The organism is Devosia limi DSM 17137 (genome assembly GCF_900128975.1).
Taxonomy (GTDB): domain Bacteria; phylum Pseudomonadota; class Alphaproteobacteria; order Rhizobiales; family Devosiaceae; genus Devosia; species Devosia limi.
The window spans coordinates 55,171-76,729 of sequence record NZ_FQVC01000008.1; the positions used below are offsets into that span (position 1 = coordinate 55,171).

At 63.4% G+C, this 21,559-nt stretch carries 18 protein-coding genes; 9 read left to right on the plus strand and 9 right to left on the minus strand.

The window, feature by feature from the left end:
* Position 1: 1 nt before the first annotated feature.
* Positions 2 to 712 carry a transcriptional repressor LexA gene (gene lexA, locus BUA69_RS13425; protein ID WP_046136000.1) on the minus strand — a complete coding sequence of 237 codons (711 nt, stop codon included), beginning with the start codon at positions 710 to 712 and terminating at the stop codon, positions 2 to 4.
* Positions 713 to 828: 116 nt separating this feature from the next.
* Entirely contained in the window at positions 829 to 4,242 is a 3,414-nt protein-coding gene (locus BUA69_RS13430; RefSeq protein ID WP_046136001.1) for a hybrid sensor histidine kinase/response regulator, read from the minus strand.
* Positions 4,243 to 4,556: 314 nt separating this feature from the next.
* Here BUA69_RS13430 and BUA69_RS13435 point away from each other — a divergent pair, with 314 nt between their 5' ends.
* From BUA69_RS13435 to BUA69_RS13455, 5 genes are all read left to right on the plus strand, one after another.
* The gene (locus BUA69_RS13435; protein ID WP_046136002.1) at positions 4,557 to 6,224 is read left to right on the plus strand and encodes an ABC transporter substrate-binding protein; all 1,668 of its coding nucleotides are present in this window, start codon (positions 4,557 to 4,559) and stop codon (positions 6,222 to 6,224) included.
* A gap of 103 nt (positions 6,225 to 6,327) precedes the next feature.
* Positions 6,328 to 7,305 carry an ABC transporter permease gene (locus BUA69_RS13440; protein ID WP_046136003.1) on the plus strand — a complete coding sequence of 326 codons (978 nt, stop codon included), beginning with the start codon at positions 6,328 to 6,330 and terminating at the stop codon, positions 7,303 to 7,305.
* Between the two features lie 15 nt (positions 7,306 to 7,320).
* A complete protein-coding gene (locus BUA69_RS13445) occupies positions 7,321 to 8,223 on the plus strand; it encodes an ABC transporter permease (protein WP_046136147.1) in 903 nt (300 codons plus the stop codon).
* Positions 8,223 to 9,023 (plus strand): ABC transporter ATP-binding protein, encoded by an 801-nt coding sequence (locus tag BUA69_RS13450; RefSeq protein ID WP_201777469.1) that lies wholly within the window; start codon positions 8,223 to 8,225, stop codon positions 9,021 to 9,023. The genes BUA69_RS13445 and BUA69_RS13450 overlap by 1 nt, the downstream gene beginning before the upstream one ends.
* A 2-nt stretch (positions 9,024 to 9,025) precedes the next feature.
* Positions 9,026 to 9,958, plus strand: a complete 933-nt coding sequence (locus tag BUA69_RS13455; RefSeq protein WP_046136005.1) for an ABC transporter ATP-binding protein — start codon at positions 9,026 to 9,028, stop codon at positions 9,956 to 9,958.
* Between the two features lie 129 nt (positions 9,959 to 10,087).
* Here the strand turns inward: BUA69_RS13455 and BUA69_RS13460 are convergent, their stop codons facing one another.
* From BUA69_RS13460 to BUA69_RS13490, 7 genes are all read right to left on the minus strand, one after another.
* Positions 10,088 to 11,293: a molybdopterin molybdotransferase MoeA gene (locus tag BUA69_RS13460; protein ID WP_046136006.1), complete on the minus strand. Its 1,206-nt coding sequence runs from the start codon at positions 11,291 to 11,293 to the stop codon at positions 10,088 to 10,090.
* Complete coding sequence (gene moaC, locus BUA69_RS13465; RefSeq protein WP_046136007.1) at positions 11,290 to 11,769, minus strand: cyclic pyranopterin monophosphate synthase MoaC; 480 nt, start codon at positions 11,767 to 11,769, stop codon at positions 11,290 to 11,292. Before moaC ends, BUA69_RS13460 begins: the two co-directional genes overlap by 4 nt.
* On the minus strand, positions 11,769 to 12,581 hold the full coding sequence (trpC, locus tag BUA69_RS13470) for an indole-3-glycerol phosphate synthase TrpC (protein WP_046136008.1): 813 nt from the start codon (positions 12,579 to 12,581) through the stop codon (positions 11,769 to 11,771). Before trpC ends, moaC begins: the two co-directional genes overlap by 1 nt.
* 2 nt (positions 12,582 to 12,583) lie before the next feature.
* A complete protein-coding gene (trpD, locus tag BUA69_RS13475; protein WP_046136009.1) occupies positions 12,584 to 13,597 on the minus strand; it encodes an anthranilate phosphoribosyltransferase in 1,014 nt (337 codons plus the stop codon).
* Positions 13,597 to 14,196 carry an anthranilate synthase component II gene (locus BUA69_RS13480; protein ID WP_046136010.1) on the minus strand — a complete coding sequence of 200 codons (600 nt, stop codon included), beginning with the start codon at positions 14,194 to 14,196 and terminating at the stop codon, positions 13,597 to 13,599. The genes trpD and BUA69_RS13480 overlap by 1 nt, the downstream gene beginning before the upstream one ends.
* A gap of 143 nt (positions 14,197 to 14,339) precedes the next feature.
* The gene (gene trpE, locus BUA69_RS13485; protein WP_046136011.1) at positions 14,340 to 15,854 is read right to left on the minus strand and encodes an anthranilate synthase component I; all 1,515 of its coding nucleotides are present in this window, start codon (positions 15,852 to 15,854) and stop codon (positions 14,340 to 14,342) included.
* 30 nt (positions 15,855 to 15,884) lie between these two features.
* Positions 15,885 to 17,759, minus strand: a complete 1,875-nt coding sequence (locus BUA69_RS13490) for a peptidylprolyl isomerase (RefSeq protein WP_046136012.1) — start codon at positions 17,757 to 17,759, stop codon at positions 15,885 to 15,887.
* Between the two features lie 215 nt (positions 17,760 to 17,974).
* On the opposite strand from BUA69_RS13490, the gene tpiA reads away from it, so the two are divergent.
* From tpiA to BUA69_RS13510, 4 genes are all read left to right on the plus strand, one after another.
* Positions 17,975 to 18,730 carry a triose-phosphate isomerase gene (tpiA, locus tag BUA69_RS13495; RefSeq protein ID WP_072866561.1) on the plus strand — a complete coding sequence of 252 codons (756 nt, stop codon included), beginning with the start codon at positions 17,975 to 17,977 and terminating at the stop codon, positions 18,728 to 18,730.
* Positions 18,731 to 18,812: 82 nt separating this feature from the next.
* Positions 18,813 to 19,307 carry a preprotein translocase subunit SecG gene (gene secG / locus BUA69_RS13500; RefSeq protein ID WP_046136013.1) on the plus strand — a complete coding sequence of 165 codons (495 nt, stop codon included), beginning with the start codon at positions 18,813 to 18,815 and terminating at the stop codon, positions 19,305 to 19,307.
* 112 nt (positions 19,308 to 19,419) lie between these two features.
* Complete coding sequence (locus BUA69_RS13505; protein ID WP_046136014.1) at positions 19,420 to 21,048, plus strand: CTP synthase; 1,629 nt, start codon at positions 19,420 to 19,422, stop codon at positions 21,046 to 21,048.
* 96 nt (positions 21,049 to 21,144) lie between these two features.
* Positions 21,145 to 21,327: a DUF4169 family protein gene (locus BUA69_RS13510; protein ID WP_046136015.1), complete on the plus strand. Its 183-nt coding sequence runs from the start codon at positions 21,145 to 21,147 to the stop codon at positions 21,325 to 21,327.
* Positions 21,328 to 21,559 lie beyond the last annotated feature (232 nt).

Sequence of the window (21,559 nt, forward strand, 5' to 3'; positions counted from 1 at the left end):
CTCAATATTTGCGCAGCAATCCGACGAGACGGCCCTGAACCTTGACGCGATCCGGCCCGAAAATGCGGGTTTCATAGGCCGGATTTGCGGCTTCAAGCGCAATGGTATTTCCCTTGCGGCGCAGGCGCTTGAGGGTGGCTTCTTCATCGTCTACGAGAGCAACGATAATCTCACCGGTGCCCGCCGAATCCTGCTTGCGGATGAGCACGGTGTCGCCATCGAAAATACCGGCCTCGATCATCGAATCGCCGCGCACTTCCAACGCGTAGTGCTCACCGGCACCGAGCATTTCGGGCGGTACGGCAATGGTGTGGGAATGCGTCTGGATCGCTTCGATTGGCGTGCCCGCCGCAATGCGGCCCATGACCGGGATCGAAATCGGCCGCGCATAGTCCTCGACACTGCTGCGCACGGGTGGCGCAGCGACCTTGCCGAGATTGCCCTCGATGACGCTGGGTTCGAACCGGGCCTTGCGGCCGCCAAGCGAGGGGTTCATCGAATCTGGGAGCTTGACCACCTCGAGCGCGCGGGCCCGATTGGGCAGGCGGCGGATGAATCCGCGCTCCTCCAGCGCAGTGATCAGCCGGTGAATGCCCGATTTCGAGGCCAGGTCGAGCGCGTCCTTCATCTCGTCGAATGAAGGCGGGATGCCGCTCTCCTTCATCCGTTCATGGATGAACATCAGCAGCTCGTGTTGTTTGCGCGTGAGCATTCGGGCCCCTCGGTCGGGAATCGGAACAAAGACTGAACGACTATACGTGTTCCAGTTATGTTCCGCAATATCCAACAGAATTTCGCTGTAACGGTCCCACGGATCCTGGTGCGGTCCTAGCGCGTGTGCGCCTGGTCGCGCGAATCCGCTGCCGTGTCGCGGGCCGGGTTGGCCATCTGGGTCTTGACCTGCGCGCGCAGCAGGGCAAGCGCCGAGCGCAATTGCTGGGTTTCCTTTTCGCTGGCATCACCGACATTGCCCAGCACATATTCGGCGGTCAGGATGACGTCGCGCCAACGCGGCTGATCGGGCAGGGTCTCCATCAGCAGGTACTTGTCGAGGGTGCGGCACTGCAGCGACGAGCGGTCAAGGCTCACCCGCCAGATGCCGCTGGCTTCGGCGAGGTCGAACTTGCACATGCCGGTCACTTCGCGCCAGACCCGCAGGCTTTCGGTGACGACCTTGACGATGGTCTGTCGGTAATGCTGCCGGTCGAGCTTGTCGCTTGGTGGGTGCGGCGGCTCGGCGAGTGCCTCGGCCACGGCGGCGGTCTTGGGCAATTCGCTGCCAACGGTATCGATAAGCCCGCGCACCGAGCGCGTCAGGCTTGCCGCGGTCAGGCGGGTTTCGGCAGAGTCGGGGGCGATGATCAGCGCCAGGCCACCGCCGGCGGCGGGCTCGACGTCGAAGGCATTGATGAGCACGCACTGGTCGAGCGTGCCGAAGGGAATATCGGAGAGATTAGCCTGGCCATCCTGTTCGACGCTGCGCTTGACCGCATCGAGCAGGCTGGGGCTCAGGATATCGGTGAGCAGGGTCGTGCCGGCCACCAGCCTGGTATTGGCCAGGCGGGAGGCGGCGCGATTGGCATAGGTGATGCGGCCGCTGTCGCTGACGCAGATGAGGCCAGCATCGAGCGTGTCGAGCAGACGGGTCATGCGTTGCTGTGACAGGCGCAGAGCGTCCTCGACCTGCACACGGCGGTCGATTTCGGTCTTGAGTTCGATATTCTCGCGCGCCTGCGACTGGGCGCGGCTGGCGGCCAGCAGCGTGGCGACGCGGGCCAGCAGCTCGTCCTTGACGAAGGGCTTGACCACATAATCGTTGGCGCCATTCTCGAAGCCGGCAATGACGTCACGGGTCCGGCTGCGCGCCGTGACCATGATGATGGGCAGTTCGATAAGCGTATACCTGTCGCGCAGCCGGCGGGCGACCTCGAGCCCGCCCATTTCCGGCATCATCACATCCAGCACGACCAGATCGGGCTTCTGTTGGTCGATGAATTCCAGCGCCCTGGCGCCATTCTCGGCCGCCCGGACGGCATAACCATGCGGCTGCAGCACATTGCGCAGCACCTGGATATTGATTGGCTCGTCGTCCACCACCAGCACCAGCGGCATGCCGCTGCTGATCGGGCCCTCGGTTTCCAGCCCCAGCATTTGCAAGCCATCAAAGGTTTCGCGCAGGCTCGTGGTGGTCGCCGCAGCGGCCATGCTGGTTTCCGGCGAAACGGCGTCCGCGACGGGCAGGGCAAGCGTGAAGCTCGAGCCTTCGCCCAGTGTGCTTTCGGCCGAGAGCTTGCCGTGCAGGGCGTGGGTCAGCTGACGGGCAATGGTGAGGCCAAGCCCTGCGCCGCCGGTCTCGTGGTCGGCGGCGCGCTCCAGCGGCTGGAAGATGCGCTCGAGGCTGTCGCGGGCTATGCCGATGCCGGTATCGGCAACCACGACCTGCACCATGCCGTCGGCCTCGCGCGCCGAGATCTCGATACTGCCGCGCCTGGTATATTTAATGGCATTGCCGACAAGGTTATAGAGAATCTGCTCGAACCGCACTGGATCGGCCAGCACGAAGGGCAGGGAGTCCGGAATATCGATGGCCACCGTCACCGGCTGACCGCGCAGGATCGTCTCGGACACCTGCAGCACGTTGCGGATCGAGGTGGCGACATGCACCGGGTGAATATCGAGCCGCATGCGGCCGAGGCGTATGCGATAAAGATCGAGCAGGTCGTCGACCAGCCGCGAGAGCCGCCGCGCGGAGAAGGTGATCAGCTCCATCTGCGAGCGCTGCACCGGGGTCAGCTCCCCCACGGCACCGGCCGAGAGCGTGGTCGAAATGCCGATAATGCCATTGAGCGGGGTGCGCAGCTCATGGCTGGTATTGGCGACGAAGGTATCCTTCTGCCGGTCGGCTTCCTCGAGCGCGGCGTTCTTCTCCTCGATGACGCGGACATGCTGCTTCAGCTCGGCGTTTTTCTGGCCGATCAAGGTCAGTTGCTCGCGCACGGCAATGCGCATGCGGCGGAAGCTGGCGGCGAGCCTGGCCAGTTCATTGGGCTTGTCGATCTCGGGCATTTCGCGTTCCAGATCGCCCGCGGCGATGGATTCGGCGGCATCGGTCAGCTTGTCGAGCGGGGCGGCAATGGTGCGCGCCAAAATCAGGGAGAGCCAGAAGATCACCGGCAGGCAGATGGCTGCCAGGATCAGCACGAAGCGGGTCAGCGCCTCGGTATCGGCAAAGGCAAAGCTGGTGGGCACTTCGGCGGTCAGCTGCCAGCTGGCGTCGCCGAAAGCGACTGGCGACCAGGCGGCCAGGGCCGCCGCGCCGGTAAAGCCATGTCCCACAATACCCGAGCCAGCGCTGCCGTTATTGAGATGATCGCTGACGGCGCTGCCGATCTCGGCCGATTGGACGCGCGGCGTCGAAACGAAACGGTTGGTGGAGCTGATCAGGTAAAGGCTGCCGGTGTCGCGCTGCTGCGCCTGGACCACCCGGTTGAGCCCGGCGGCATTGAGCCGGAATACCGCCACGCCCCGCACGCGCTGGTAGAATTCGACCCGCACCGCGACATAGGCAACGAAGTCGCCGCTGACCGGATCGAGGTCGAAGTCGCGCACCATGACATTGGTGTCGGCGGGGGCGGCCATCACCCTGCGCACCAGCTCGCCGATGGCGGTATCTGCCATGGCTGTGCGCATGTCGGCGCCCAGATACGCGTCCTTCTCATAGGAATAGACGACCCGGCGGTCAGCGTTCACCAGATAGACATTGTCGAATTCGGCGGTGCGCACGAAGCTGGCAAATTCCTCATGGAATTGCTGGTGGGCGTTGGAATATTCCAGCGCGGTGCTGATGAGTTCATCATTGTCGATGGGCTGGGATTGCCCGGCTGCGCCGGTCTGGTCGACAGAGAACAGCTTGTGCAGGATTGCCTGCGCCACTTCCGGGGAGTCGTCGATCATGCGGAAGGCATAGGAGAAGCCGTAGAAGTCGCCGATCGAATAGCGGACGGCGTTGGATTTGCTCAGCGATTCCGCCTGGCGCATGGCAAAGGTCATGTACTGGTTGATCTCGGCGCGCTTGGCGTCGCGCACGAAGGTCAGCTTTTCGATCGTCTCTTCTTCGATATTGGCGGCCAGAATCGAGACGAACGCATAGGCAGTGAGCACCAGTGGCACTGTCGCAATGGCGAGGAAGATCGCAAACAGCCGTCCGCGAAAGCTGGATGGCGCCAGTGACAGGCGTTTCATGGATGCTCTCCCTCCTCGACACGCGGCGTCGGCCTCCCAGCCACGCATCGGCGCCAGTGTCGTCTCCCCACGCCGGCGCGCCAATGTGCCTCAAACACCGGCGAACCTAAAGCCTCGGCGGCCAATTCCGGCGCTTTTGACGGAATTGCCGAAATTACTGGCGATTTCACCGATTTTGAGGGGGTGACATTATTTGCCGTCAAACCAGTCTTGGTCCCACTCGCTGCGGGCCGTATTCCGGTCGTGGCGACGGCGTCCCATGCTGCCAGAGAGCGGCGGGGCGTCGAACGGGAGCCCAGAGGGAGATTGAGATCATGACTTATCGGCTTTTGACCGCCACGCTATTGAGTGGCGCGATGCTGGTGCCAGGCACCGCCATGGCCCAGCAGGGGGAGGCCATCCTGACCGCCGTGCCGCAGCAGCTGACTGCGTGGGTGGAAAACTACAACGTCTTCAACCGCACGACCGTCCTGCCCACCGTCGAGGATTTCCTCTATGAGCCATTGGTGGTGTTCAACGCCCTCGATGGCGGCAAGCCAAATTTCCGCCTGGCGGAGTCGTTTGAATATGGCGACGATCTCAAGTCGGTCACGTTCAAGCTGCGCGATGGCCTCAAGTGGTCCGATGGTGCGCCGCTGACCGCCAAGGACGTGGTCTTCACCTATCAGCTCCTCAAGGACAATCCGGCGCTCGACGTGCGCGCCGTCTGGACCCAGCTCGCATCGGTCGAGCTGGTCGACGACCTGACGGTCAAGATGAGCTACAACAACGTCGATGCCGGCCTGATCTACCAGCTGGCGCAGGTCTATACCGTGCCCGAGCATGTCTGGAGCGGTGTCGCCGACCCGGTCACCTTCACCAATCCGGCGCCGGTCGGGTCTGGGCCACTGACCGAAATCCGCCGCTTCACCCCGCAGGAATACATCCAGTGCCGCAATCCCAATTACTGGGATGCCGCGACGCTCAAGGTCGATTGCATGCGGATGCCCCAGGTTTCCAATAACGACCAGGTGCTGGCCATGGCCGCCACTGGCGAGCTCGACTGGTTCGGCTCGTTCCTGCCCGATATCGAGCAGACCTATGTCAGCAAGGACCCGGAACATAATGGCTACTGGTTCCCGGCCGGCTCACCGGTCTATTTCTCGCTGAACATGGAAGACGCCGATCCGGGGCGCAACGAAGCCTTCAACGACGTCAATTTCCGTCGCGCTTTCTCGATGGCGATGGATCGCCAGGCCATGGTTGACATTGCTGGCTACGGCTATCCGACGGTCAACGACTATCCGTCAGGCCTGGGCCGTGCATACCACTCCTGGAACAATGCCGAAGTGCAGTCCGAGTTCGGCCAGTTCACCGAGTTCAACATCGATGGTGCCAAGACCATCCTGGCCGATGCCGGCTATGCCGATACCAATGGCGATGGCTTCCTCGAGACCCCCAGCGGCGCGCCGCTGAGCCTCGAGATCATCGTTCCCAATGGCTGGACCGATTGGGTCAACACCGTGCAGCTGGCAGTGGAAGGTCTCAACGAGATCGGCATTCAGGCTGGCCTTGCCACGCCGGAAAGCCCGGGCTGGACCGACCAGTTGATCAACGGCACCTACCAGGCCGCGATCAACTCGGTGACGACCGGCGTGTCGCCGCACTACTTCCTCGATCTGTCGCTGCATTCGCGCCATATCGGCCAGAACCGCTTCCAGTCGGCGCGCTACGTCAATCCTGAGCTGGATGCCGCTCTCGACGCCTTCAATGGCACTGCCGACGCCGCCAAGCAGACCGAGATCATGAACCAGATTCAGGTGCTGATCGCCGAGGACATGCCGGTGATCAACGTCTTCAGCAACCCGCTCTGGTACGAATACAGCACCAAGCGCTTTGAAGGCTGGTTCAACGCCGACAACCCGGTTGCCCGCCCGGTTGCCTATGCCGGCGTCCCCGAACGCCTGCTGCACCTGCTGGCCCTGCGTCCCGTCGCCCAGTAGTCCGCGATGAGAGCTGCCCCCGGATGCTTCCTTGATGGCATCCGGGGGCGGTCGCTTCGCGCGCCGCCATCGCGGCGTTCCCGTGCACACCGGAGACATCCAAATGTCCTTCGTCCTGCGTCGGCTGGGCTTCTACCTCGCTGCCTTCTTCATCGCCGCCACGATTAATTTCATTTTGCCCCGCCTGATGCCCGGCAATCCCATCGATGTGCTCTTCGCCCAGCAGAACACTACGCTGCCGCCGGAAGCCCGTGCTGCACTGGTCGAAACCTTCGGTTTTGCTGCCGGCCCGCTGCATGAGCAATATTTCGCCTATCTGCGCTCGGTCTTCAGCGGCGATCTCGGCTACTCGATCCGCTTCTATCCCCAGACCGTCAATCAGGTGCTGTCCTATGCCCTGCCTTGGACGATCTTTCTGGCTGGCACGGCGACGCTGCTGGCCTTTGCGGTCGGCTCGATCCTGGGTGTGTTTGCCGCCTGGCGGCGCGGGGGCACCTTCGACACCATCGTCACCCCCTTGTCCCTGGCCATCCAGGCCATTCCGCCGGTAGTGATCGCGCTGGTGGCGCTGTTCGGCTTCGGCGTGGCGCTGCGCTGGCTGCCCACCGGCTACGCGTTCAACCCCGGCCTCGATCCGGCCTGGACGCTGCAATATTTCGGCAGTGTATTCTACCACGGCCTGATGCCGGTCACGACGCTGATGATCGTCTTTGTCGGCGGCTACCTGGTCACCATGCGCAACAACATGATCGGCCAGCTTGGCGAGGATCATGTGGTGATGGGCACGGCCAAGGGCCTGTCCGAGAACCGCGTCCGCTTCAACTATGCCGCCCGCAACGCCATGTTGCCATCGGTCACCGCGCTGGGGCTGACCATCGGCGCCATTCTCGGCGGCTCGCTGGTGACCGAGGTGGTGTTCAACTATCCCGGGCTCGGCCAGACCCTCTTCATCGGCATCGTCTCGCGCGACTATCCGCTGATCCAGGGCCAATTGCTGATCATGACACTGGCCACGCTCACCGCCAATCTGGTGGTCGATCTGGTCTACGTCCTCCTCGATCCTCGCCTGCGGAAGGTCTGAGCCATGTTCGAGACCCTGAAAGTCTTTCTGCGCAACAAGAAGGCCGCTGTTGGCCTGGCGATTGTGCTGTTCTACGTGGCGGTCGCCATTTTCGGTCCATTATTGCTGCAGGCCGATCCGATGCAGCGCGTCGGCCGCCCGCATGAAGCGCCCAATGTCGACGAATTGCTCGGCACGACCCGCATGGGCCGCGATGTCTTCACCCAGCTGATCTATGGCACCCGCACCTCGCTGGCAGTGGGCTTCTTTGCCGGCCTTGTCGTTGTCATCATCGGCACGGTTCTGGGCATCACTGCCGGCTATTTCGGCGGCAAGGTCGATGAGGCGATCAACTTCGCCACCAATGTGGTGCTGGTTATTCCGCAGCTTCCCCTACTGCTGGTCATCGCCGCATTCCTCGGCGAATCCAGTCCGTTGGTGATTGCGATGATCATCGGCGTCACCTCATGGGCCTGGGGCGCCCGCATTACCCGGGCGCAGACGCTGACGCTGCGTAACCGCGAATATATCCTGGCCTCCGAGCTGATCGGCGAGCCGGCCCGGCGAATGATCATGGTTGAGCTCTTGCCCAATCTGTTGTCGATCATCGGCTTCAACTTCATCGGCTCGGTGACCTACACCATCATCACCCAGGCAACCATCGAGTTCCTGGGGCTGGGCAATCCGATGTCGATTTCCTGGGGCACCATGCTCTACCACGCCCAGAATGCCTCGGCGATCACGGTGGGCGCCTGGTGGGAGGTGCTGGTGCCGGCGCTGGCGGTGGCCGGCATCGGGGTGGGGCTGTCGCTGCTCAATTTCGGCGTCGACGAGATTTCCAATCCGCGCCTGCGCACCCTCGGCACCATTGCCGCGGCGGCCAAGGCCCAGCGCAAGCTCGACAAGCAGCGGCTGCTGCAAAGCCAGGGAGCTGCATGATGACCGGTAATCTCGTTGAAGTGCGTGGCCTGCAGGTGGATTTCCTCACCGCCAAGGGCCTGTTCACCGCCGTCAAAGGCGTCGATTTCGACATTGGGCATGGTGAGGTCATGGGCCTCGCTGGGGAATCGGGGTCGGGCAAGAGCACCATCGCCTTCTCACTGATGCGGCTGCATCGCCCGCCAGCCCTGATCTCCAAGGGCTCGATCATCATCGACGGCGAAGATGTTCTGGCCATGCCGATGCACAAGCTCACCAAGTGGCGGTGGTCGAAGGTCTCGATGGTGTTTCAGAGCGCCATGAACTCGCTCAATCCGGTGCTGACCGTGTTCGAGCAGTTCCGCGATGTCATCGTCCGCCATACTGGCGGCACGCGGGATCAGGCCCGGGCCCGCGCCGAGGAACTGCTCGAGCTGGTCGGCATCCCCGTTCACCGGCTCGACGACTATCCGCATCAGCTATCGGGCGGCATGCGCCAACGCATCGTTCTGGCGATGTCGCTGGCGCTCGATCCCAAACTGATCGTCATGGATGAGCCGACGACGGCGCTTGATGTGGTGGTGCAGCGCGAGATCCTGCAGGAAATCATGGCGCTCAAGCAGCGCTTTGGATTCTCGATCCTGTTCATCACTCATGACCTGGCCCTGATGGGCCAGTTCGCCGACCGCATCGCCGTGATGCTCGAGGGTTCGCTGGTCGAGGTCGCTCCGGCGGCCGAGATCGTCAGCAACCCCCAGCACGCCTATACGCGCCGCCTGTGGTCCTCCATGCCGATATTGTCCAGAAGCCGGGTGGCGTGACGATGACTGATATTCAAGACGCTCCCGATCTGTTGCAGCTCGATGGGGTCACCAAGATCTTCCATCTCCGGCCGATGTTCGGCAGGGCCCGCGAAGTGGCGGCGCTGCGCGACGTCAACCTGACCATCAAGGCGGGCCGGGCGCTGGCCATTGTCGGCGAAAGCGGCTCCGGTAAATCCACGCTGGGCCGCGCCGTGATCCGGCTGTTCCAGCTCTCCGGCGGCGCAGTGCGCTTCAAGGGCAGGGATATCGCCACCTTCCACACCCGCCAGGAAAAGCTGGCCTATCTGCGCAGCGTGCAGATGGTGTTCCAGGACCCGTTCGCCGCGCTCAATCCCGCCCACACCATCCGCCACCATCTGCAGCGCCCGCTGCAACTGCATCGGGGCCTCTCCGGCGAGGCATTGGACAAGGCGGTGCGGCAGGTGCTGGCCGATGTCGAAATGGACGCCGAAATCTGCATCGACAAATATCCGCACGAACTCTCCGGCGGCCAGCGCCAGCGCATCAACCTGGCCCGGGCCATCGCAGTGGGTGCCGAGCTGGTGGTGGCTGACGAACCCACCTCGATGCTCGACGTTTCGATCCGGCGCTCTGTGCTCGATCTGATGCGGCGGATGAAAAACGAACGCGCGATCTCGTTCCTCTACATCACCCACGACATCGCCACGGCCCAGTACCTGGCCGATGACGTGGCGATCATGTTCGGGGGCAGGGTGGTGGAATGGGGTCCGCCCCTTGCGATCATCGAGAACCCGCAGCACCCCTATACCCGGCTGCTGCTCGACGCCGTGCCAGATCCATCGATTCGTCTGTGCGGCCAGGACGGAAAAGCCTTCGCCGCCCGCGCCGACGCCGTCCGCGAAGCAACGCGGGGGGAGTTGCTGGACGCGGTGGAAGTGTCCCCCGGCCATTTCGTGCGGCAGAACATTTAGGCGGGTCAGCGCTCTGCTCAACTGCGCTGCTCGTACCCACCGGGCTGGCCACGGGCTTGATCCGTGGGCAGTGCAGTGGGTGTGGCACAGCAGTGGGTGGAGCAACCCTGGAGGGTAGGGTGTGGAGAGTTAGAACGCGTCGACCGCTATCGCCTCAACCATAGCCCCGGCCGGCTGGCCCGGATCATGCTCGGGCTGCACGATCAGCATATCGGCCTGCGCCATCGATGACGTATGCCCGCTATCGGTCTCGAAGATTGGCAGCACTTGCGAGCCGGCCGCCCCATGCACCAGCTGCGCCCGCATGAAGTGGCGGCGCGCCGAATTCGGCGGGGTCGGCGCGGCCAGCGGCAGACGCCATGCCGGCGGTGTCACCGCCAGTCCCAGCCAGTGGCGCAGTGCCGGCTTGATAAACACCGATGCGGTGACCATCGCCGAGACCGGATTGCCCGGCAGTCCGAACACCAGCGTCTTGCCGCGTGTGCCGAACATCAGCGGCTTACCCGGCCGCATGTTGATGCGCCAGAAATCCAGCGTCACGCCCAGCGACAGCAGGATTTCCTGCACGATGTCATGATCGCCAACGCTGGCGCCGCCCGTGGTGACGACGATATCGGGTGCATCGGCGAAGACCGATTCCAGCCGCTGACGCAGCTGATCGGGATCGTCGCCGACAATACCGAAGTCGCCAACGGTTTCGGCATAAGGCGCCAGGAGCGGAGCCAGACCATAGCTGTTGGAGGCGACGATCATGCCGGGATCCAGCGGCGTGCCCGGCACAACCAGTTCGTCGCCGGTCGCCAGCACCGCGATGCGTGGACGGCGCGCAACGCTCAATGCTGGCGCATTGGCAGCCGCTGCGACCGACAGGCGCATCGGCGTCAGCCGCTCACCCGCCCTGATCAGCACCTGCCCATTGGCAAAGTCATTGCCGATCGGCCTTATGCTGCGACCCGGCTGCGGTTGCTCGGAGAAGCTCACATTGTCGCCAAAGACCGTGGCCTGTTCCTGCATGATCACCGCATCGGCGCCGGCTGGAACCGGAGCGCCGGTGAAGATACGGACACATTGCCCCGGCCCGACTTCCCCATCAAATCCGGCACCTGCCTGCGAGACGCCAATCTGCGTGAGGAAGGCGCGCGGCTGGACGTCAGCGGCACGAACGGCGTAACCGTCCATGGCGCTGGCATTGAATGGCGGCTGGTCATGCCTGGCAATCAGCGGTGCCGTCAGCACTCGCCCATTGGCTTCACTCAGGGACACCTCCTCGCCAATCGGCGCGGGCACGCGGGCGAGGATGGCGGCAATGGCGTCTTCGACCGGCAGCAGACTCATGGCTTCAGCACAAAATCGCCGGACTTGCCGCCCGATTTCTCCAGGAGGCGAAGGTCGGTGATCGTCATGGCGCGGTCGATGGCCTTGGCCATGTCATAAAGCGTCAGCGCCGCCGTCGATGCCGCGACGAGTGCTTCCATCTCCACGCCAGTCTGGCCGGTGGTCTCGGCGGTTGCCAGAATACCGATGGTGGTAACGTCGATAGCCTCGATTTCGACGCTGACCTTGGTCAGCGCAATCGGGTGGCACAGCGGTATCAGGTCGGACGTCTTCTTCGCCGCCATGATCCCGGCCACACGGGCCACCGCCAGCGCATCGCCCTTTTTGAGGCCGCCGCCCATAATCGCCGCGACCGTGTCGGGCAGGGCATTGATCCGCGCCTGCGCCAGTGCGCGACGACGCGTAACCGCCTTGTCACCGATATCCACGATTTGGGCTTCGCCCTTCTCGTTGAGGTGGGTAAGCCCGCCCGCCATCAGCGCACGCCCTGGGGCGCTCCCATGAGCAGGGCGCGGGTGGCGGCAACCACGTCATGCTGGCGCATCAGGCTTTCGCCGACGAGGAATGTGCCGATCCCCGAGGCATCTTCCAGCTTGCGCACATCGTCATGGGTGACGATGCCGCTCTCGCTGACCAGCACCTTGCCGGGCGGCACGCCGACAGCGAGGTCGATGGACGTTTCGATCCGGGTCTCGAAGGTTCTGAGATTGCGATTGTTGATGCCGATGAATTCGGCGTCCAGCGCCAGTGCCCGGTCCAGTTCGAGCTGGTCATGCACCTCCACCAGCGCATCCATGCCCCATTCCTCGGCCGCGTCGAGCAGGTAGCGCGCCACATCGTCGCCGACAGCAGCCAGGATGATCAGGATGCAGTCCGCGCCCCAGGAGCGCGCCTCGGCCACCTGATAGGTCTCGAACAGAAAGTCCTTGCGCAGCACCGGCAGATTGGTGGCGGCACGGGCCTCGATCAGGTAGCTCGGCGAGCCCTGAAAGCTCGGCCGGTCGGTCAGCACCGACAGGCAGGCGGCGCCGGCGGTTTCATAGGCGCGGGCGATCGCCGCCGGGTCGAAATCGGGCCGGATCAGTCCCTTGGATGGACTGGCTTTCTTCACTTCGGCGATCAGGGCGTATTGGCGCGCTGCACGCTTGGCCTTGATCGCCTTGAGAAAGCCGCGCGGTGCGGGTTGGTCATGAGCCTGCGCCACCACCTCGGCCCAGGGGCGCATGGTTTTGGCGGCGGCGATTTCCTCGCGCTTATAGGCTTCGATCTGCTGCAGGATGTCGGTCATTGCTATCGTCCGTTCGATACCGCGACGAGGCGGGCGAGAGTGTTCTTGGCCTTGCCAGTGTCGATGGCATCAGCTGCCATGGCAATGCCGTCTTCGATGGTCGCGACCTTGTCGGCCACCAGCAAGGCCGCGCCGGCATTGAGCAGCACGGTGTCGCGATAGGCGCCGGGCGCGCTATCGAACAGGGCGTTGATGGCCGCCGCATTCTCGGCCGGCTCGCCGCCCAGCAGGTCCTTGGGATCGGTCAGCTTCAGGCCAACCTTGTCTGGGTGAACCTCGAAGCTGCGCAGATCGCCACCGGCAATCTGGGCCACGAAATTGGGGCCGGAGGTCGAGAGTTCGTCGAGCCCCTCGCTGGAGTGAACCACCCAGGCCTTGATCGCGCGATTCGCCAGCAGGGCCGCCGCCACGGGCTCGACCCATTGCTCGGAATAGACGCCCAGCAGATAGCGCCGAACCCCAGCAGGATTGGACTGCGGGCCCAGAAGATTGAATAGCGTGCGCACGCCCAGTTCGGCGCGGGCAGGGCCCACATGGCGCATGGCCGGGTGATGCGATGGCGCGAACATGAAGCCGATCCCGGCCTCGGCAATGGTATGGCCGATCTGCTCGGGCGTCAGGTCTAGCTTGACGCCCAGCGCTTCCAGCGCCTGTGAGGAGCCCGAGCGCGACGACAGCGCCTTGTTGCCATGCTTGGCCACCGGTACACCCGCCGCGGCGACGACCAGGGCCGTGGCCGTCGAAATATTGAGGCTGCCGACACCGTCGCCGCCGGTGCCGACGATGTCGATAGCGTCTGGCGGCGCCGTAACCGGCACCATCTGCTCGCGCAGAATCGAAACCGCAGCTGCGATCTCGCCGACGGTTTCACCCTTGATGCGCATGCCCATCAGGAAAGCGCCGATCTGGCTCTGCGTCGCTTCGCCGGCCATGATGATGCGCATCACGCTGCGCATTTCCTCGCCGGTCAGGTCCTTGCCATCGGCAATTTTGTTTAGCGCCTGCTTGATATCCATTACGCGGCCTTCCCCAGGTTGAAGTCGCGAGCGAGGTTGAGGAAATTCTGCAGCAGCGCGTGGCCATTTTCCGAGGCAATGCTCTCTGGATGAAACTGCACGCCATGCACCGGCAGGCTCTTGTGCTGCATGCCCATGATCAGTCCGTCATCGGTGGTGGCAGTCACTTCGAGCACGTCGGGCAGGGTATCCTGCTGCACGATCAGCGAGTGATAGCGCGTCGCCTCGAAGCCGGAATTCAGCCCTCGGAACAGGCCCTTGCCGGTGTGGTTGATCTTGCTGGTCTTGCCATGCACCAGATGCGGCGCGCGGATCACGTCGCCGCCCATGGCCTGGCCGATGGCCTGATGGCCCAGGCAGACACCCAGAATCGGCGTATCGCCCTTGAAGCGCTCGATGAGGGCCAGGCAGATGCCCGCCTCATTGGGCGTGCAGGGGCCGGGCGACAGCACGATCGCCTCCGGCGCCATTGCAGCGATTTCGTCGAGCGTGATCTTGTCGTTGCGCACGACGGTGACATCGGCGCCGAGTTCGCCCAGGAAGTGGACGAGATTGTAGGTAAAGCTGTCGTAATTATCGATAACGAGGGTGCGGGTCATATTTGCTTGGTCCTCAGCAGACTGTTTCTACCACCGGGTCATTCCCGCGACAGCGGGAATCGCCTTTCAGAACCAGCCCCGCCATCGAGAAACGGAGATTCCCGCCTGCGCGGGAATGAAACCGAGTGTGTGTTGAATCCTGATCATTGCCCGATCCTCGCCTCGCCAGCATAGCGTAGCGCCTCCTCGGCAGCGCTGAACAGGGCGCGAGCCTTGTTTTCGCATTCCAGCTGCTCGAGTTCGGGCTGGCTGTCGGCGACAATGCCGGCGCCGGCCTGCACGAACAGCTTGCCGTCCTTGACGATGGCGGTCCGCAGCACGATGCAGGTGTCCATGGTGCCATCGGCGCCGAAATAGCCGACACAGCCGCCATAGATGCCGCGACGCGACTTCTCCAGTTCGTCGATGATTTCCATCGCCCGCACTTTTGGTGCGCCCGAAACGGTACCGGCCGGAAAGCCGGCCGACAGCGCATCGACGAAATCATATTTGGGGTCGAGCACGCCCACCACATTGGAGACGATGTGCATGACGTGGGAATAGTATTCGAGGAAGAATTTGTCGGTCACCTTGACCGTGCCGGTCTTGGCGACGCGGCCAACATCGTTGCGGCCAAGGTCGAGCAGCATCAGGTGTTCGGCCAATTCCTTGGGGTCGGCCAGCAGTTCGGCGGCCAGTTCCTGATCCCGGGTCGGCGTGGCGCCGCGCTTGCGGGTACCGGCGATGGGGCGGATGGTGACTTCGCCGTCCTGCACCTTCACCAGGATTTCCGGGCTTGATCCGGCGACCGAGAAGCCGGCGAAATCGAGGAAATACATGTAGGGCGACGGATTGGTGCGGCGCAGCGCCCGATAGAGGGCCGTCGCGGGCAGGTTGAACTCGGCTTCAAAGCGTTGGCTCAGCACCACCTGGAAAATGTCCCCGGCGGTGATGTAGTCCTTGGCCTTGGCCACCATGCCGAAATATTCGTCGCGGCTGGTATTGCTGCTGACTTCAATGGTTTCGAGGTCGGGTAGGGCGGCAGTGGTCGGCAGCGCCCGGCCAAGCCGGGAAATCGCGTCGTCGATGCGCGACTGGGCCGCCTCATGCGCCTGGCGCGCCGTGACACCCTCGCGCACATAGACCGGCGCAGTCAGGTAGAGTTCGTCCTTGAGCGTATCGAAAATCGCCAGCAGCGACGGCCGCATCAGGATGGCTTCGGGCAACTGCAAATGGTCTGGATTGCTGTCGGGCAGCACTTCCATGTAGCGGACCATTTCATAGCCGAGGAAGCCATAGACGCCGGCCGACTGCGGTGGCAGCCCGGGCGGCACGTCGATCTGCGAGCCGGCCACCAGCTGACGCAGCGCATCGAGCGGTGCATCGGGCAGGGGCTCGAACGTATCGACGTCAATATGCGCCGCCCGATTGATCGAGGCCTGTCCCTCGGCAACCTTGAGGATCACGTCTGGCAACAGGCCGATGATCGAATAGCGGCCCCGGATCGCCCCATCCTGCACGGATTCGAGCAGGAAGGTATTGGTGCGATCCTGCGCCAGCTTCAGATAGGTGCCGATGGGCGTTTCCAGATCAGCCACGACGCGGCGCCAGACGATCTGGGACTTGCCAGCATCGTATTGATCCGCGAAGTGCTGATAGAAATCGTCGCCCATAGCCATTGCCTGATTGAAGGGGCAGATGCCCCGGTTTTATTGAGGGGTGTTGAGGGTCAGGACCTGCCGCAGCGCCTGCGTGTTCTCGGTGACGCGGGTGTCCTGCATCACCGAGGTGACGAAGTCGCCGTAAATGCCGGTGCGCACTTCGTTTTCCAGGGCAGCAATCGCCTGGGCATCGAGCGGATCCGTCGCCGGGATCGCATCCACCACCTGGAACACAATGTGTTCGCCAGCGTCGTTGATGGTCGAGCCATGGTGCTCCGGACCACCGGCAAACACGGCCGAGGCCACTGCACTGTCGATCGAGGTGTTCGGCAAGCCAAACCGGTTGAACGGCGAGCTCAGCTGCGGGAACAGGTTCAGCGAGGCGGCGACATCGGCCAGGCTTTCGCCGGCGTCAAGGCGCTGGGTGGCTGCCTCTGCTTCGGCCAGGATCGCCGCATTGACACGCTCGGTGGTGAGGGCAGTGGTCACGGCATCGCGCACTTCGTCCAGCGTCTGGTCTCGCGCCGGATCGACCGATACGAGATCGAACCAGAGATTGGCATTGCTGCCCAGCGAAATCGCCGGGGTCAGCTGACCCTGTTCGGCCTTGAACACAGCCTGGGCGACGCGCGAACGCTCGGTCTCTGGCAGGTTGGGCAGCACGGCCAATTCGGCGCCGCTGCTGGTCACGGGCGTTTCGTAGATCTCAAGGCCGAATCGAGCGGCGATATCGCTCAGCGGCTGGAAGGCGGCGCGCAGCTCTTCGACCTGGTCGAGAATATCGGCATATTCCTTGCGGGCTTCGGCCAGTGCCAGGTTCTTGGCAATGGTCTCGCGGGCATCTTCGAGCGAGGTAGTGCCGCCCTCTTCAATGGACGAGACGTGTACGGCGCGCCTGCCGGCCACGCCATCGATGATCACGAATTCGCCTTCCGCCAGGCCAAAGGCGGCATCGGCCAGCGTGCCGTCGGTTACCTGCGCCCGGGTCAGATTGCCCAGATCGGTGGGGGTCAGGCCGGCGTCAGCCACCAGCGTTTCGAAAGGTGTGCCAGCGGCCAGGCCAGCTTCAAAGGCGGCAACCTGCTCCGGCGAGCCGAGAACGGCCTGCTGGATGGTGCGGCGCTCCGGCGTCACCAGGCTCGACTTGATGCGCTCGTATTCGGCGGCAATCGCGTCCTCGGAAATGGTCTTGGTGTCGGCAAGCGTCTGCGGCGACAGGTCCAGCAGCCGGACATTGCGCGTTCCGACGGTCCGGAACTCGGCCTGGTGCTCGGCCAGATAGGCGGCCAGTTCTTCTTCCGTCGGCTCGGCCGGGGTTTCGATATTGGTTTCGTTGATGATGATGTAGTCTACCGTGCGCTGATCGGCGGCATAGCGGTTGATCAGGTCGGCGGCAGCGGCGGGCAGGGCGACATCGCCAAACAGGGCCAGGCCCAGCTGCTCGCGGCGGGCGGAATTGGCCAGGATGCCGAAATACTCGGCTTCGGTCAGGCCGCTCATCTGCAGCACCTGCTGGAACGAGCTCGGATCGAATGTCCCCAGCGTGCCGGCAAAGTTGGGATCCTGGCGCAGCATCTGGCTGAGCTTGTCTTCCGAAACGCCGAGACCGAAATCATTGGCCATCTGGTCGAGCGCGGCTTCCTGGATCAGGCTGCGCAGCACGCCGCCGGTGATCCCGAAGCTTTCGGCCTCTGCAGCTGTCGGCAGGCGGCCGATCTGCTGGGCAACCTGGTTCATCTGGCTGTTATAGGCGCGCAGGAATTCACGGGATGTGATTTCCTCATTGCCCACTTTGGCAACCGTGTTGCTGCCGAGATCGGCGATGACATTGTTGATGCCAAACCCTGCGACACCCACCAACAGGAAACCGCCCATGATCTTGCCGGGCCAGGATTTTGCAAACAGTCGCAAACTATCGAGCATGTCAGACGTTCCAGTACGCAAGGTTTGGTGCATCCGTCCCGACAGCGTCGCGCCGGATGCGCCCGATTATCGATGTTTCGCGTTTTCGATGCGCGTTTCGGCGCTTCCAAGACGCTCTGGTCTTTACCGCATCGGCGGCAGGAGACTAGTAAAGCAATTAGATAGCCGGGGTTAGGGCAAAGCCCGTCCCTGTGCAAGAGGCAGGAGTAGCAAGAGTGACCACGACAATCACGCCGCTGATCGCGGGTAACTGGAAAATGAACGGTTTGATGGCCTCGCTGGAGGAACTTCAGATCCTTGCCGGGCTGCTCACCACGGGTGAGGCGCCGCGCGCCCTGGTCGTCATCTGCCCTCCGGCGACCATCCTCTCCAATGTCAGCGCCCAGGGCGCTTCGGCTGGTATTCAAACCGGCGGCCAGGATTGCCACCCGAACCCATCTGGCGCCCATACCGGCGATATCGCGGCCAATATGCTGGCTGATGCCGGCGCCCAATATGTCATTGTCGGCCACTCCGAGCGCCGCGCCAACCATGCCGAAACCGACGATCTGGTGCGCGCCAAGGCCGAGGCCGCCATGGGGGCAGGGCTCAAGCCGATCATCTGCGTCGGCGAAACCGAAGCAGAGCGCGATGGCGGCAAGGCCGAATCCGTCGTGGCTGCGCAACTCGCCGCCTCGATTCCCGATGCGGCAGAACAGCACGATGTCGTGGTCGCCTATGAACCCGTCTGGGCAATCGGCACCGGCCGCACGCCGACCAATGACGAGATTGCGCAAATGCATGGCCGCATTCGCGAAATTCTGGTCGAACGCTTTGGCGAGAAGGGCGCAGGCATCCACATTCTCTATGGTGGATCGCTCAAACCCCAGAATGCCCGCGAGATCCTGGCCATTGAAAACGTCAATGGTGGCCTGGTTGGTGGTGCAAGCCTCTTGGCAAAGGACTTCTACACCATTATCTCCGCGGTGTAGAAATCGGCTCTACCCGCTGGCCTTTGCGCGTCCATGCGTGTATGAGGCCCCATCTTTTGACACGACCTGAGACTGAGACACGATGGCGAACGTCCTGATTGTTGCCTATCTGCTGATCGTCCTGGCGCTGATTGCAGTGATCCTGCTGCAGCGCTCGGAAGGCGGTGCGCTGGGCATTGGCGGGGGCGGCGGCGGCTTCATGACTGCCCGCGGCTCGGCTAACCTGCTAACCCGGACGACGGCGATCCTGGCGACGCTGTTCTTCGCCACGGCTATCGGCCTGACGGTCCTGAGCCAGGTTGATCGTGGCACTTCGGGTATTCTCGAACGTGCCGTGCAGACTGAAGACGGTGCGGCCCCAACCAGCGTGCTTGACGCGCTTGGTGCCATGGGCGGCTCTGCCAGCGACCTGCCGGTTCCGGCTCCAGCAACCGATCTGCCAGTGCCGGCCGTCGAGACTCCGGCTGCGCCTGCTACCGAAGCGCCCGCTGCCGAAGCTCCGGCAGCACCCGCTGCGACCGACGCTGCACCCCCGGCGGATACGCCGGTGCAAACGCCGGTCGCACCGACCAACTAACCGCCGCAAGGCGACCGCGAAGAAGGGGGTGGAGACATCCCCTTCTTCTTTTTGTGTAGACCAGCATTGCTGCTCTACGAATCTATTCCTGATCTGTGTAAGGTGAGCGCCCATGGCTCGGTACGTATTCATCACCGGAGGCGTGGTCTCCTCATTGGGTAAAGGTCTTGCATCGGCAGCGCTTGGCGCGGTCCTGCAAGCGCGCGGCTTCAAGGTGCGCCTGCGCAAGCTTGACCCCTATCTCAACATCGATCCCGGCACGATGTCGCCGACCCAGCACGGCGAGGTGTTCGTCACCGATGACGGCGCCGAGACCGATCTGGATCTGGGCCACTACGAGCGCTTCACCGGCCGCTCGGCCAACAAGCGCGACAACATCACCACCGGCCGTATCTATTCGGACATCCTCGCCAAGGAGCGGAAGGGCGACTATCTGGGCGCCACCGTTCAGGTCATTCCCCACGTCACCGATGCGATCAAGAATTTCGTCATCGAAGGCAATGAAGACTTCGATTTCGTGCTGGTCGAAATCGGCGGCACCGTCGGCGATATCGAAGGCCTGCCGTTCTTCGAGGCAATCCGCCAGCTGGGCAACGACCTGCCGCGCGGCCACACCTGCTATCTGCACCTGACGCTGATGCCCTACATTCCCTCGGCCGGCGAACTCAAGACCAAGCCGACCCAGCACTCCGTCAAGGAGCTGCGCTCCATCGGCATCGCGCCCGACGTGCTGCTGGTCCGTTGCGATCGCCCGATCCCGGATGGGGAAAAGAAGAAGCTCTCGCTGTTCTGCAACGTGCGTGAAAGCGCCGTTATCCAGGGCCTCGACGTCGCTTCGATCTATGACGTGCCACTGGCCTATCACGAGGAAGGGCTGGACCGCGAAGTTCTCGCCGCCTTCGGCATCACCGATGCGCCGGCCCCGGACCTCACCGCCTGGCAGAACGTTTCGACCCGCCTCCACAGCCCCGAGGGCGAAGTCAATATCGCCATCGTCGGCAAGTATACCGGCCTCAAGGATGCCTATAAGTCGCTCAGCGAAGCCCTGGCCCATGGCGGCATCGCCAACCGGGTCAAGGTCAACCTGCAGTGGATCGACAGCGAGGTGTTCGAGCGCGATGACCCGGCACCCTATCTCGAGCATGTCCATGGCATCCTGGTGCCGGGCGGCTTCGGCGAGCGTGGCTCGGCCGGCAAGATCGAGGCGGCCCGCTTTGCCCGCGTCAAGGATGTTCCCTATTTCGGCATCTGCTTCGGCATGCAGATGGCCTGCGTCGAAGCGGCCCGCAACACTGCCGGCATCAAGAATGCTTCCTCCACCGAGTTCGGCCCGACCAAGGAGCCGGTGGTTGGCATGATGACCGAGTGGGTCAAGGACAACGAGACCGAGAGCCGTGGCGCCGACACCGATCTGGGTGGCACCATGCGCCTGGGCGCCTATCCGGCGCAGCTGACCCGTGGCAGCCGCGTGGCTGACATCTATGGCTCGACGCGCATCTCCGAGCGTCACCGCCATCGCTACGAAGTCAACATGGACTATCGCAAGGTGCTCGAGAAGAACGGCCTCCTGTTCTCCGGCGTGTCGCCGGATGGTAAGTTGCCCGAGATCGTCGAGCGTACCGACCACCCGTGGTTCATCGGCGTGCAGTTCCATCCCGAACTCAAGTCCAAGCCTTTCGAGCCCCATCCGCTCTTCGCCAGCTTCATCGCTGCGGCTATCGAGCAGAGCCGCCTGGTCTGATGCCCTCGCCCCGCGCGGCCGGTCCCTGACCGCCGCGCCGGGCCTCTCGCCTGACGCCACGACAATATTGCCGCGCATTTCCCACGGGATCCGAGCATGGCCGAGATCATCAACCTCCGCACCGCCCGCAAGCGCAAGGCCCGCGACCAGGCCAGCGCCAAAGCCGACCAGAACCGCGTCACCTTCGGCCGCACCAAGACCGAAAAGGCTTTGACCAAAGCCAAATCCGATCAGGCCGCCCGGCTGCTGGACGGCCACAAGCTCGACGAGGCCGAGTAGGGGGCCTCCGCTCCCTGATCCCGCTCAGTATCCACACCGCCACCGTCATCCCGGCGAGTGATCCAGTTTCCTTCGCACGCATCCCAAACTGGCCTCCGGCTTCCGCAGGGGCACCCCGCATGTTCTGATGCATTGTGCCCCCACCCCCTCAGTCATCTCCCTCCCCCTTGAGGGGAGGGATCAAGGGTGGGGGTGCTGCGCCCTCCACAAACGTTGTGTCTGCTGAGCCCTC

Excerpts from the sequence above, each read along its gene's own strand:
- lexA (WP_046136000.1), bottom strand. The coding sequence starts at position 712 with ATGCTCACGCGCAAACAACACGAGCTGCTGATGTTCATCCATGAACGG.
- BUA69_RS13430 (WP_046136001.1), bottom strand. The coding sequence starts at position 4,242 with ATGAAACGCCTGTCACTGGCGCCATCCAGCTTTCGCGGACGGCTGTTT.
- BUA69_RS13435 (WP_046136002.1), top strand. The coding sequence starts at position 4,557 with ATGACTTATCGGCTTTTGACCGCCACGCTATTGAGTGGCGCGATGCTG.
- BUA69_RS13440 (WP_046136003.1), top strand. The coding sequence starts at position 6,328 with ATGTCCTTCGTCCTGCGTCGGCTGGGCTTCTACCTCGCTGCCTTCTTC.
- BUA69_RS13450 (WP_201777469.1), top strand. The coding sequence starts at position 8,223 with ATGACCGGTAATCTCGTTGAAGTGCGTGGCCTGCAGGTGGATTTCCTC.
- BUA69_RS13455 (WP_046136005.1), top strand. The coding sequence starts at position 9,026 with ATGACTGATATTCAAGACGCTCCCGATCTGTTGCAGCTCGATGGGGTC.
- BUA69_RS13460 (WP_046136006.1), bottom strand. The coding sequence starts at position 11,293 with ATGAGTCTGCTGCCGGTCGAAGACGCCATTGCCGCCATCCTCGCCCGC.
- moaC (WP_046136007.1), bottom strand. The coding sequence starts at position 11,769 with ATGGCGGGCGGGCTTACCCACCTCAACGAGAAGGGCGAAGCCCAAATC.
- trpC (WP_046136008.1), bottom strand. The coding sequence starts at position 12,581 with ATGACCGACATCCTGCAGCAGATCGAAGCCTATAAGCGCGAGGAAATC.
- trpD (WP_046136009.1), bottom strand. The coding sequence starts at position 13,597 with ATGGATATCAAGCAGGCGCTAAACAAAATTGCCGATGGCAAGGACCTG.
- BUA69_RS13480 (WP_046136010.1), bottom strand. The coding sequence starts at position 14,196 with ATGACCCGCACCCTCGTTATCGATAATTACGACAGCTTTACCTACAAT.
- trpE (WP_046136011.1), bottom strand. The coding sequence starts at position 15,854 with ATGGCTATGGGCGACGATTTCTATCAGCACTTCGCGGATCAATACGAT.
- BUA69_RS13490 (WP_046136012.1), bottom strand. The coding sequence starts at position 17,759 with ATGCTCGATAGTTTGCGACTGTTTGCAAAATCCTGGCCCGGCAAGATC.
- secG (WP_046136013.1), top strand. The coding sequence starts at position 18,813 with ATGGCGAACGTCCTGATTGTTGCCTATCTGCTGATCGTCCTGGCGCTG.
- BUA69_RS13505 (WP_046136014.1), top strand. The coding sequence starts at position 19,420 with ATGGCTCGGTACGTATTCATCACCGGAGGCGTGGTCTCCTCATTGGGT.
- BUA69_RS13510 (WP_046136015.1), top strand. The coding sequence starts at position 21,145 with ATGGCCGAGATCATCAACCTCCGCACCGCCCGCAAGCGCAAGGCCCGC.